Here is a 12,501-nt window from a genome sequence, read left to right as displayed (position 1 = left end):
AGTGAAGCCTCCTAAGGGTCAGTCGTCAGTCCTCGAAGGCTAGAACGCTGCGGCCCGTCACTATCCGTCGCTGTCCAGCTGCGGCTCGCCGATATGGGCCACGAAAAGGGCGCGAACCCTGGCCGCATGGTCGTCCAGTCTGTCCTGCAGGGCCTGAAGGCCGCTCACGCCCACCGCCTCGCCCAGCCGTTCGGCGAAGGGGAGGCTGGCGGTGTCGGGGTCAAAGCCCGACCCGTGCGCCAGACGCAGGAGCTGCGTGACCAGGCTGTAGTCGCGCAGCGCGCCGGTCAGGGCTTCCCCGTCGCCATCCGGGAGCGCGCCGCATTCCACCAGCATCCGCAAGGCCTGAGCGGTCGATGGCGACAGGCGCCGGCCCAACACCAGCTGTCCGGTCTGGGCGATGAATTCGATCTCGATCAGCCCGCCGGTCCGCAGCTTCAGATTCCAGAGCGAGCCAGCCGGCTTGTCGCGTTCCAGGCGCGCGCGCATCGCAGCCGCGTCGCGCCGGATGTCCCCGGCCGGAACGTCGCACGCCATCGCCGCGTCCAGCGCCGCGCTCACCTCGGAGTCCAGGCCCTGACCGCCCACGATACGGGCGCGTGTCAGCGCCATGCGCTCCCAGGTCCAGGCTTCCCCGCCCTGATAATAGCTCTCGAACCGGGCCAGGCTGACCGCCACCGGACCCGCCGACCCCGACGGCCGCAGGGCCAGGTCGACATCGAACAGATCGCCTTCTTCGGTCGGCGCCGACAGCGCCGCGACCAGGCGCTGCGTGAATCTCGAAAACCAGGTGTCGCATCCGATAGGGCGTTCGCCCTCCGACATCTCGCGATCGGCCTGGTAGACCACCATGATGTCCAGATCGGAGTCCGCGGAAAGCTCGCACCCGCCCAGCTTTCCAAGTCCAAGTATGGCAAACCGGCCCGGGGGCGGGCCGTGGCGGCGCGCCACTTCGTTGAGGGCCGCATCGCTCATGACCTCGATTGCCGCCTCCGCGAGATCGGTATAGGCGCGCCCTGCCTCGCCGGCACTGGCCCGGCCCAGCAGGGTCTGCGCCCCGATGCGCAGGCGTTCCTCGCGCGCGATGCGCCGCGCCTGATTGAGCGCCAGCTCGAAGGGTGTGCCGCGTCCGCGCACCTCGCGCATGCGCTCGGCGAGCTTGGTCCGGTCGCCGGTCTTCAGCGGCTGGGTAAAGGACGGATCCAGCATGATATCCAGCAGGGCGGGACGGCGCGCGAGCACCTCGGCCAGGCGCGGAGCCAGCCCGAGGATGGCAATCAGCTCGTCGGCGAGTTCGGGGTGATTGACCAGCAGGGAGAGCGGCTGGACGCCCGACGGCAGGCCCTCGAAGAATTTGGCAAAGCGCGCAAATGTCCGGTCGGCATCGCCGGTGGCCCCGATCGCTTCGACCAGGCGCGGCGCCAACCTGGAAAACAGGCCGCGCGCGCGTTCGGTCCGGCCGGCCCTGGCCCGGCCCGCCGCCCATCCAGACAGCCGCGACCAGATCTGTTCAGGCTGTGAAAATCCGTGCGCGCTCAGCGTGGCGAGCGTATCCGGTGTGGGCTCCACGCCGGTCAGGACCAGACTGCCTTCGCCGGTGGCCAGGCTGTCGCCGTCATCGAACTGGTCGGAGAAGGCGGCATGGATGCGCTGCAAGGCCGATGTCACCTGCGCATCGAAGGCCTCGAGCTCCGCTTCGCCGAAAAGGGCCGCGACCGCCGCGCGGGCAGAGCGGTCCACGGGCAGGGTCTGGGTCTGCTCGTCCTCGCGCATCTGGATGCGGTGCTCGACATGGCGCAGCGTGCGGTAGTCCTCGATCAGGGCCTCAGCCTCCCCCGCCTCGATCAGGTCCTCGGCCTGGAGCGCGCGCAGCGCCCCGACCGTGTCCGGCACCCGCAGGGCCGGCTTGCGCCCCCCGAACAACAACTGCATCACCTGCGCGTAGAATTCGACTTCCCTGATGCCGCCCCGGCCGAGCTTGACGTCATGGCCGGCGACGCGGATCTCCGCACGCCGCCCGATGGACTGGATCTGCTTGGCCAGGCTGCGAATGTCCTCGACCGCAGCAAAATCCAGCGCCCGGCGCCAGATGAAGGGTTCGAGATCGCGCAGGAAGGCTTCACCCGCCTCCCTGTCGCCTGCGCAGACGCGCGCCTTGGCGTAAGCGGCCCGCTCCCAGTTCTGTCCGACCGCCTCGAAATAGCGCCGCGCCGATTCTGCCGACAGCGAGACCGGCGTGGAGGACGGGTCGGGCCGCAGTCTGAGATCGACCCGGAAGACATAGCCATCGCTAGTCTCCTCCGACATGAGCCGCACCCAGGTCTGCGTCAGGCGGTCGAGCGCCTTTTGCGGTTCCTTGCCTGCGGGCGTCACGATCCGGTCCGGCTCGAACAGCACGACCAGATCGATATCGGAGGAATAGTTCAGCGTGCCGGTGCCCATCTTGCCGAGCGCCAGGACGAAATAGCCCGGCAGCGGCGTGTCGTCGGCTTCAACGTCGAAGCCCCGGATGCGCGCTGCCGCGCCCAGAGCGCCCTGCACGCTGGCATCGGCAAAGGCGGTCAGCGCCCCCACGGCATGGGACAGGTCATAGGCCCCGGACAGATCGGCCAGCGCGGCAGCCAGATGAAGATCGCTCTTCGCCTCGCGCAGCACGCGCGCCGCCTCGTCGTGATCGCTGAGCTCTGCGACGGCCCGCGCGCGCTCGATGGCGTCCGCGATCACCGCTTCGGGGCTGTCGCGCGCCAGTCGCAGGAAGGTCTCCGCCCGCCGGACGGCCAGACGCCCCAGATAGGGCGCGGCCGCAAACACCGCATCGACGAATCCGGACGCCTCCGCCCACGCCTCCCTCGCCGCTTCCGGCAGGCGCGCGCGTACCCGCGCGGCACGCTCGGTGTCGCATACCGGAAGGGATCGGGTCAGGCGGGCAGGGATGGGATCGGGCATGGACAGACGGTGGCGCGTCGGGTCGGGAAGGGCAAGCCTACTTCACCTGCGGGAAGACCAGCGCCACCCTCAGGCCCGGTGCGCCGTCCGTTCCCGGCCCGTCATCGAGCGACAGCGCGGCGCTATGCACCTCGGCGATGGCCTGGACCAGAGACAGGCCCAGCCCGACGCCGGGCTGGTTGCGGCTTTCTTCGAGACGCACGAAACGCTCCAGCACGCGGACCCGGTCCTCGGCCGGAATGCCCGGCCCGGTATCGGTGACGGAAATCTCCACCGCGCCGGACCCGGTCTCACGCACGCGCAGGCAGATGGCCTCTCCCGCCGGCGCGTACTTGACCGCATTGTCGATGAGGTTGGCGACCAGCTGCGCGATCAGCTCGCGGTCGCCCAGAATGGTCAGGCCACTGGCCAGCTCGCTGGAAAACTCCAGCCCCGCATCCTCGCACACCGGCTCGTAGAGTTCGGCGATATCGGACAGGAGTTCGGCCGGGTCCAGCGTCTGGAAAGCCTGCCGGCGCTCGCCCGTCTGCAGCCGGGTCAGCGACAGCACGGCATTGAAGGTCTTCAGCAACTCATCGGTATCGCTGACAGCCTGAGCCAGCGCGGCTTCATAGTCGGTCTTGTCCGCACCCTCGACCAGCGCCGTTTCCAGCCGGCTGCGCATCCGCGTCAGCGGCAGGCGCAGATCGTGCGCGATGGAATCCCCGGCCGTGCGCATGCGATGCATGAGGTGCTCGACCCGGTCCAGCATGTCGTTGAAGTGGCGCGCCAGATCGTCGAGATCGTCGCCGGAATGGGTGCGCGGCGCACGCGTGGCAAACTTGCCGGTCATGACCTGCCGCGCGGCGGCGTTAATGCTCTCCAGACGTGCAGCGAAGCGGCGGCTGACGAGCACGCCGGAGACGATCCCAAACGCCAGCGCCAGACCAGAGGCGACCAGAATCGCGTTGAGCAGTCCGGCGACGAGGCGCGTTTCCTCCTGCACGTCGAGACCGACAAAGAGCGCATACCCGTCGGGCAAGGCGGCGATGCGTCCGCGCGCCTCGCGCCCGGTGGCCGTATCGGTTTGGCCGTCCTCGTCATCGACCGGGGCCCGGTCATAGGTAAAGCGGATACGCCCGTCCTCGTCGGGAGCAACGGCGGGCAATGCCGAGATATTGCCCGTCATTCGCTCCCCGTCGGGCCCGACCAGCAGATAGAGAAACTCCGACCCGCCGACCGATCGCTGCAGGATGTAGCGGTTGGCCAGGCCCGGCCCGCCCTCGGCGAAGCGTTTTTCGACCGCCGCGACTTCCTGGCCGATCGTGGCATCGGCACGCCGCGAGGCGGCCCCCACCGAGTAGGCGTAGACCAGCGCCAGGATCACGAAGCTGGACACCGCGAACAGGCCGGCCGCCATCAGCGTCAGCCGGAAGGCGGTCGTGCGCGCGAAGGCGGGCATGCGCCAGTTCACGTCTCAGCCTCCCCGGCCCGAGCGGCCCGTCTCACGGCGCGGAAAGCCGGTAGCCTGCCCCGCGGACGGTATGCAGCATCTCCGCACCGAAAGGCTTGTCGATCTTCGACCGAAGCCGGGAGATGTGCACGTCGATCACGTTGGTCTGGGGATCGAAATGATAATCCCAGACCTTCTCCAGAAGCATGGTGCGCGTCACCACCTGGCCGGCATTGCGCATGAGGAATTCCAGCAGGCGGAATTCGCGCGGTTGCAGCAGGATGTCCTCGCCGTCACGCCGCACGGTGCGGGCCAGAAGGTCCATGTCCAGCGTGCCCACGGTCAGCCGGGTCTTCACGCTGTCCGGGTCGCGGCGCCTCGCCAGGACCTCGACACGGGCCAGCAGCTCGGCGAAGGCGTACGGCTTGACCAGATAGTCGTCGCCGCCCGCTTTCAGGCCCTGGACCCGGTCATCGACCTCGCCGAGGGCGGAGAGGATCAGAACCGGGGTCTGATCGCCCTCCCCGCGCAGCGTTTCGATCACCGTCAGACCATCGAGCTTGGGCAGCATGCGGTCGACAATCAGGACGTCGTAACCGCCATTGCGGGCCATCTCCAGGCCGGTCTCGCCATCGTGCGCCGCATCGATGACGTGGCCGGCTTCCTTCATGCCCCGGCTCATGAAGCTGGCGACATCCTTGTCGTCTTCGATGATCAAGAGACGCATGGCACTTCCTCTCCCGTCGGGAATCCGGCCGGATGGCCTATTCCTCGTCCTCGAACTGAAGCGCGGCGTAGCGGACCCCGCCCTGCGAGGCGACGAGCACGAGAACCGCGCTGCGGCCGCGTTCGCGCGCGGATTCGATTGCCGCCTCGAGGTCGGCGACCGACATCAGGTCCTGACCGCCCGCTTCGAGGATCACGTCACCGGGGCGAATGCTCTTCTCCGCCGCTTCCGAGCCGCGCGCGACACCGACGACCGACAGGCCGCGGCCACCCTCGATATCCAGGCCCTCGCGCGTTTCCTCGTCGGCGGGCTCGAGAGACATGCCGAAGAAGCTGTCCGTGGCCTCGTTATCGTTGGCAGTGCCGTTCAGCTCGTCCTCGCCCGGGCGCTCGGCCAGCTCGATGCGCAGCGTGCGTTCGTCACCGTCGCGCAGAACGGTCAGACGCACGGTTTCGCCCGGCGCGAAAGCGCCGATGCGCCGCGTCAGTTCGATGGCGCTGGTGACCTCGTTGTCATTGACCTCGATGATTACATCGCCGTTCTGCAGGCCCCCTTGGGCAGCCGGCGTTCCGGCGATGACTTCCGGGACCAGAACCCCTTCCAGGTCCTCGTCCAGGCCCAGGGCGTCCTTCAGGTCGGCGGTCAGCGTTTGCGGTCGCACGCCGAGATAACCCCGGCTGACCGTTCCGCCTTCACGCAGCTGGGCGATGACGCTGGAGGCCAGGTCGGAGGGAATGGCGAAGCCGATGCCCACATTGCCGCCGGTCGGGGAGAAGATGGCCGAGTTCACGCCGACAACATTGCCTTCCAGGTCGAAGGCCGGGCCGCCGGAATTACCCCGGTTGATCGGAGCATCCAGTTGCAGGAAATCGGTATAGACCGCGCCGATCGGACGTCCGATCGCGGAAACGATGCCCGCCGTAGCCGTGCCACCGAGGCCGAACGGATTGCCCACGGCGACGACCCAGTCGCCGACGCGCACGTCAGGATCCTGGTCCAGCGTCACAAAGGGGAAGGTCTCGTCTTCATCCTCGACGCGAAGCAGCGCCAGATCGGTAGCCTCGTCGGTGCCGATGACATTGGCCGGGAAGCGGTCGCCATCCTTGGTTACGATGGTGATGTCGTCCGCGTCGCGGATCACGTGATAGTTGGTCACCAGGTAGCCGTCGGCGGAGATGAAGAAGCCAGATCCCTGCGCGCGGCGTTCCTGGGGCTCCTGCTGATCGGGCAGGCCGCCGAACCGCTCGAAGAATTCCCGGAATTGCGGCGGGAGGTCTTCCAGGTTCGGCGTTTCGCCGCGGGACACGGTGCCCGATGCCTCGATGGACACCACCGCCGGGCTTACCTGCTCGATCAGGTCGGCAAACGACATCGGCGCGCCCTGCGGCACGGCGGCGGCCAGAGGCGGCCGGGGCTGCTGAGCCTGGCTCATGGCGGGAAGCGCAGAGGTCGTCAGAAGCGCGGCGGCGAGACCGGTCGAAAGCGTGCGCAGTGGCATCTTGAAACTCATTTTTCGGACCATCCTGTTTGCGAGTGTGTCGGTGTTGGGGAGACACCCGGGTACGGCGCCACTCATGAAGCAGCCCGGGTCACGTCTCCATTACCGTAACATTACCAATCAGCAATTGGGGGTCATTATTCACCCTTGCAAGTGCGGATCGTGGTTTCGCGCTCCAATGTCCGGTGCACCGGGCACTTGTTGGCGATTTCCAGAAGCTTGTCCCACTCGGTCTCGTCCAGCGCCTTGTCGGTGCGGATGACGCGGTCGAACGTGTCGGCGGCCTCGTTCGGTTTGGCGCCTTTTTCGCGCGAGTGGATGACCTGGGTACTGATCAGCCCGACATCCCAGTCCTTGCGGTTGGCGTACATGCGCAGCGTGATCGTCGTACACGCGGCCAGCGCGGCAGACAGCAGGTCGTAGGGGTTCGGACCGCCCTCGTCTCCGCCCATCTCGCGCGGTTCGTCCACGAAGAAATGGTGCGGACCGGTGCTGGCCTGCGCGTGATACGTGCCCAGCCCGGTTTCTTTCACGACGGCTGAGGATTTCGAGCGCGGGGCCGCCGCCGGTTCGGGCGGCGGGGGCGTCAGCGCATAGCGTTCCGCCCAGGCGGCAATCACCCGGGCCGCGTGCTCGGCATCGGCCTCGTCGCTCAGCAGGTGGTCCGCCCCGTCCAGGCTCAGAAAGCTCTTGGGATGACGGGCGTTGACGAACAGCTTGGTTGCGTTGTCGATACCCACGATCTCGTCGACCGGCGAGTGCGCGATCAGCAGCGGCGCATCCAGCCCGGCCACAATATCGGTCAGCGTATGGCCCTCGATATCGTCCAGGAACTGCTTGCGGATGCGGAAGGGGCGTCCCGCCAGATCGACTTCGGCCTCGCCCTCGGTCTCGATGGTTTCGATGTGTTCGGCGAACTGGCTCGTCACATGCTCGGCGTCGCCCGGAGCGCCGATGGTCACGACCGCCTTGGTCTCGGGAATGCTGCCGGCCGCCACCAGCACGGCCGCGCCGCCGAGCGAATGGCCGACCAACAGGGTCGGCGCAGCGTATTCCTCCCGCAGGAAGCCGGCGGCCTTGATCAGGTCCTCGACGTTCGAGGAAAAATTGGTATTGGCGAAATCGCCGTCGGACTCTCCGAGCCCGGTAAAGTCGAAGCGCAGCACCGCGATTCCGTCTTCCGCCAGCGCGCGTGAAATGCGCGACGCGGCGAGCGCGTTCTTCGAGCAGGAAAAGCAATGGGCGAAGATCGCATAAGCGCGCGGCGGACCGAGCGGCAGGTCGAGACGCGCGGCCAGCGTCTCACCCAGCGCGCCTTCAAAACTCACCTTTTTCGACACGCTCATGACCTGCGCTCCTGTTGATTGCCACCTGCGAAAGATGGCATCGCGAACCGGAGACGCAAGCCGCGCCTCACCTAGCGCTTCTTGCGCATGGTCGCGGCCAGCAGGCCGCCGCCGAGCAGGAGGAAGGCCACCGGCGCGATCCAGAGCGGTGCCGTCTGGCTGTCCAGGGGCGGCCGCATCAGGACCTGATGGCCGAACCGCTCCACCAGCGCATCGCGAATCTCGCGATCGCTCTGGCCCTGTTCCACGCGTTCGCGCACGAAGCGACGCATGTCCACGGCCATGCCCGCATCGGAATCGGCGATGGACTGGCCCGCGCACACCATGCACCGCACTTCGCGCATCAGGTCCTGGGCGCGCGCCTCCTCTTCGGTGCCAAGCTGCGTTGCGGCCTGCAGGCTCAAGAACAGGGCCATCAGAAGCGTTGTCATGAGTTCGCCCCCCGGGCCGCTGTCTCACCCGCCGCGCGCCGGCGCTGGACCACGCGGCCCGCCGCGCGGGCATAGAGCGCGCATCCTCCGCCCAGCACGATCATGAAGGCCCCGAGGCCCAGCGCCCAGATCATCGGGTGGAAGGCCAGCCGGATCTCGTAGCCGACGCGCCCGTCGGGCTGCAGGCGCGGTTCGCCGATCGCCGCGTAGAAATCTCCGCTCAATCGGGTGCGGATGGCGACTTCGCGCGTATTCTGGTCGGCGGCTGGATAGTAACGGCGTTCCGGCTGCAGAATGCCGCCGCGCTCCAGGCGCAGCGTGGCCCGGTCGGCGAGATAATTCTGCCCGTCCGCGCGGCGCACGTCTTCCAGCGTCACGGTATAGCCGGCATGGGTCAGGCTCTCGCCAGGAACCAGGGCCCGTGTCAGTTCCGGCGGGCGGCTGGCATCGGCCGCAGCGCCCAGCGCGATGAAGCCCACGCCGGCATGAGCGAGCGCCCGGCCGGCCACCGCAAACTTGAGGGCTCGCGTGCGCGCGGCGGGCAATGCGCTAACCGCGTCCATCGCCGCTCCGCCCAGCACCCACAGTCCCAGCGCGCCGCCGATCACCGCCAGGACCGGCGCGCCCATCCAGATCAGGACGCCGCCACCGATCGCGACCGGCAGAAGCAGAAGCGCGGCGCGCATCTGCGCCAGTCCGGCGCGCGCGCCGCCATTGGCCCAAGGCAGGAAGGGGGCCAGCGGCAGGAGCACCAGCGCCGCGATCATCAGCGGTGTCGCGGTGGCGTTGAAATAGGGCGGACCGACCGAGACCGCGGCCCCGCCGCTCATATCCAGGATCAGCGGATAGACCGTGCCGACCAGCACCACGCCGGCGCTGGCCGCCAGCAGCAAATTGTTCGCGCCGATGAAGGCTTCCCGGCTGGTCGGCTCGAAGCCCTCGCCTTCGCCCAGCGATCCGGCGCGCAGGGCAAACAGCGCAAAGCCGCCGACCGCAGCGCTTGCCAGCATGCCGAGAATCCAGACGCCTCGTTCGGGGTCGAGCGCGAAGGCATGAACCGAGGTCAGCACACCGGAGCGCACCAGGAAGGCGCCCAGCGTGGACAGGATGAAGGCCAGCAGCGCCAGGAAGACCGTCCAGCCGGGGAAGGCGCCGCGTTTTTCCGTCGCGATGGCCGAGTGGATCAGCGCCGCGCCCAGCAGCCACGGCATGAAGCTGGCGTTCTCGACCGGGTCCCAGAACCACCAGCCGCCCCAGCCAAGTTCGTAATACGCCCACCAGGCGCCCAGCGCGATGCCGGCCGTCAACGCGGTCCAGGCCGCGAGCGCGAAGGGCCGCAGCGCTGCGCCCAGCGCGCGCCCGGGCGTCTTCTCGATCAGCCCGGCCGCCGCAATCGCGAAGGCCGAGGACAATCCGACATAGCCGACATAAAGCAGCGGCGGATGCACCGCGAGCGCGGGGTCCTGAAGGATCGGATTGAGGTCGGCGCCCTGCACCGGCGCGGGCAGCAGCCGGTCGAACGGGTTGGAGGCGAACGCCAGGAAGCTGAAAAAGAGAAGCTGGAGGATGGCCTGCACACTAACCGCACGCAGGCGCAGCGCCGGATCGGCCGGACCCACGCGCGAGATCGCCAGGCCGAACAGGCCCAGCATCAGGCACCAGAGCAGCATCGAGCCTTCATGCCCGCCCCAGGCGGCCGCGACCTTGTACAGCAGCGGCTTGTCGATATGGGAATGGCCCGCCACGTAGGCGATCGAGAAATCGGACTGCAAAAAGGCGACGATCAACAGCGCAAAGGCGGTACCGGCAGACACGACCACCGCAACGACCGCAAGGCGTCCGGCTTCGGCAAAGCCCCCGCTCCCACCCCGGGACGCGCCCTTCCAGGCAAAGACGAGCTGGGCGAAAGACGCCGCCAGCGCCAGCGCGATCAGGAAACGGCCCAGTTCGGCAATCATGATCCCTCACCGCTCGTTTCAGGCTGGGGCGGGCGGTATTCATAGCCGCTGGAGCGCGCCGCGCCGGGCTCTTCCCACATCCCGTTTTCCCTCAGCGCATCGGCGACCTCGGGCGGCATGTAGGTCTCGTCGTGCTTGGCCAGCACGGTAGAGGCGTGAAACACACCCTCCCCGTCAAAGCTGCCCTCGGCGACTATGCCCTGCCCCTCGCGGAACAGGTCGGGCAGCGAGCCGCGATAGATCACGCGCAGATCTGCCCCGCCATCGGTCACCGAAAAATTCGCGCCGCCTTCCGCCGGGCGGTCGACCGACCCTTCCACCACCAGGCCGCCCACACGGATATGCTGGCCGGGCGCCGGCGGGCTCTCCGCGATGTCGCTGGGCGCATAGAAGAAGACCATCGTGTCGCGCAGGGCCAGGCTGGCCAGCCCGGCCGCTCCGGTCAGCACCACGGCGGCCGCGCCGATAATCCAGAGGCGGCGTTTCGATTTGCGCATCAGCGCGTCTCCTCGTCTTGCTGCGCGCCGGACACCGGCACCAGGCCCAGCGCACGCGCGAGCGCGGACAGCATGACCCGGCGCGGCTCGCTGTCGAAGTTTGACTGGGCTTGCGCCAGGCTCGCCAGGGCCGCCTCGCGCTGACCGGACGTGGCGCGGGCGCGGACCAGAGTCATCCAGCCGGAAAAATCGTCGGGATTCTCGTCCAGCCGGGCCTGGAGACGATCCACCATGGCCGCGACCATCGCCTCGGCTTCGGCGGGGTCCAGGTCGGCAAAGGGAGCCTCGCCCGCGGCTTCGCCCTCAGCGCCGAGCGCCGGGCCGGCGCTGGGACGCGACAGAAGGTCGGCTGCGCGCGCGGCGATTGCGCCGCGGAAGGGGTCGCCGGGTTCAAGCTGGGCGATGATCGCGCCCCAATAGCGCGCCGCCATCTCCCGGTCGCCCTCCTGATAGGCGCCCAGACCGAGAAAGAAGGCCGGCTCGGGCAATGCCGGATCGAGTTCGTAGGCCCGCTCGAACGCGCGCGATGCTGCCGGCGTGACCTCGCCTTCGTTCAGCGTGACCAGCGTCTGGCCCAGATCGGACAGCGTGCGCGCGCTTTCCTCGATACGCAGGGCGCGCTCCAGCACCGAGACCGCTTCCAGCTCGCGTTCGGTCGCGGCCAGCAGACGGCCGAGCATGGCCAGCGCCTGTGTGTTGTCCGGTTCTCGCCGGACCAGCGCGCGCAGGCGCTCTTCCTGTTCTTCCAGGGTAAGGGTCGCCGGATCGGCCTCGATCAGCCGGGCGACCGTCGCGCTGTGCGGCTGTCCGGGCTCACCCGGCTCGGCGCCGGGGAAGTAGATCATGAAAGCGGCAAGCGCGATCGCGCCCGTGGTCACGAGGGCGATCGGGGCGCCGTGCTTTTCGCGCGCCAGCGGGCGGGCGATGAACAGGGCGGCGATCACGGCGATCAGCGCGGCAAGACTGGCAAAGACGATCATTGCCCGGCCCTGCGTTCAAAGCTGAGGAGCAGGTTGTTGGCCGGCATTTGCACGCGTTCGGTCCGGTCGAAGCCGGACCGGGCGGCCAGCGCGTCCACGGCGTCGATCGCGCGCACGCCCCAGGCCGGATCGCGCCCTCTCAGGCTCTGGTCGAACTCGATATTGGACGGCGCGCTGCGTGCACCCTCCAGGAACGGGCCGTAGAGATGCAGCCGCTGGCCAGCGTCGAGCAGGCGCGCCGCGCCGGAAAACAATCCCTCCGCCGCCAGCCAGGGCGCGATATGGATCATGTTGGCGCAAAACACCGCATCGACGGGTCCGACAGGCTCGATCCAGTCCGCAGTGCTCACATCCAGCGCCAGAGCCGGATTCATCCGGCCGCCGGCCTCGCGCGCCCAGTCGTCGGTGCTTGCCCGCGAGACGGCATCGGGATCGCTTGGGATCCAGCTCAGGTCAGGGCGCCGCGACACGCAGGCCAGCGCGTGCTCACCCGTTCCGCTGGCGATTTCCAGAACGCGCGCACCGTGCAGCAGGCGCTCGGCCAGACATTCGGCGATCGCTTCGCGGTTGCGGGCCGCGCTGGGCGAGGACAGGCGCGCCCCGGCGACGTCGCGATCTTCCAGAGCAATCGGTTTGGCAGGCTGATCGGTCATGGCGCGATAGATAGTCGCCAAAGCGCCCGGTTT

Annotated in this window: 10 protein-coding genes; all 10 read right to left on the bottom strand. The window is 68.4% G+C overall.

Annotation, left to right across the window (positions count from 1 at the left end):
* Positions 1–60: 60 nt before the first annotated feature.
* On the bottom strand, positions 61–2,946 hold the full coding sequence (locus tag PGP17_RS10155; protein ID WP_270375240.1) for a bifunctional [glutamine synthetase] adenylyltransferase/[glutamine synthetase]-adenylyl-L-tyrosine phosphorylase: 2,886 nt from the start codon (positions 2,944–2,946) through the stop codon (positions 61–63).
* Between the two features lie 37 nt (positions 2,947–2,983).
* Positions 2,984–4,399, bottom strand: coding sequence for a sensor histidine kinase (locus PGP17_RS10150; RefSeq protein WP_270375239.1), 1,416 nt, complete (start codon positions 4,397–4,399; stop codon positions 2,984–2,986).
* Between the two features lie 31 nt (positions 4,400–4,430).
* Entirely contained in the window at positions 4,431–5,105 is a 675-nt protein-coding gene (locus PGP17_RS10145) for a response regulator transcription factor (protein ID WP_270375238.1), read from the bottom strand.
* A gap of 37 nt (positions 5,106–5,142) precedes the next feature.
* Positions 5,143–6,615: a Do family serine endopeptidase gene (locus tag PGP17_RS10140; RefSeq protein WP_233342036.1), complete on the bottom strand. Its 1,473-nt coding sequence runs from the start codon at positions 6,613–6,615 to the stop codon at positions 5,143–5,145.
* 125 nt (positions 6,616–6,740) lie between these two features.
* Positions 6,741–7,949 (bottom strand): bifunctional alpha/beta hydrolase/OsmC family protein, encoded by a 1,209-nt coding sequence (locus PGP17_RS10135; RefSeq protein WP_270375237.1) that lies wholly within the window; start codon positions 7,947–7,949, stop codon positions 6,741–6,743.
* A gap of 71 nt (positions 7,950–8,020) precedes the next feature.
* The gene (locus PGP17_RS10130) at positions 8,021–8,380 is read right to left on the bottom strand and encodes a cytochrome c-type biogenesis protein (RefSeq protein WP_270375236.1); all 360 of its coding nucleotides are present in this window, start codon (positions 8,378–8,380) and stop codon (positions 8,021–8,023) included.
* Entirely contained in the window at positions 8,377–10,338 is a 1,962-nt protein-coding gene (locus PGP17_RS10125; RefSeq protein ID WP_270375235.1) for a heme lyase CcmF/NrfE family subunit, read from the bottom strand. The genes PGP17_RS10130 and PGP17_RS10125 overlap by 4 nt, the downstream gene beginning before the upstream one ends.
* Entirely contained in the window at positions 10,335–10,835 is a 501-nt protein-coding gene (gene ccmE, locus PGP17_RS10120; RefSeq protein ID WP_270375234.1) for a cytochrome c maturation protein CcmE, read from the bottom strand. Before ccmE ends, PGP17_RS10125 begins: the two co-directional genes overlap by 4 nt.
* Positions 10,835–11,815 carry a tetratricopeptide repeat protein gene (locus tag PGP17_RS10115; RefSeq protein ID WP_270375233.1) on the bottom strand — a complete coding sequence of 327 codons (981 nt, stop codon included), beginning with the start codon at positions 11,813–11,815 and terminating at the stop codon, positions 10,835–10,837. Before PGP17_RS10115 ends, ccmE begins: the two co-directional genes overlap by 1 nt.
* The gene (locus PGP17_RS10110; RefSeq protein ID WP_270375232.1) at positions 11,812–12,468 is read right to left on the bottom strand and encodes a DUF938 domain-containing protein; all 657 of its coding nucleotides are present in this window, start codon (positions 12,466–12,468) and stop codon (positions 11,812–11,814) included. Before PGP17_RS10110 ends, PGP17_RS10115 begins: the two co-directional genes overlap by 4 nt.
* Between the last annotated feature and the right edge of the window lie 33 nt (positions 12,469–12,501).

Origin of the sequence: Marinicauda sp. Alg238-R41 (assembly GCF_947331485.1) — a bacterium.
GTDB classification, from domain to species: Bacteria; Pseudomonadota; Alphaproteobacteria; order Caulobacterales; family Maricaulaceae; genus Marinicauda; species Marinicauda pacifica.
This window is presented reverse-complemented; position numbering and strand designations above follow the sequence as displayed.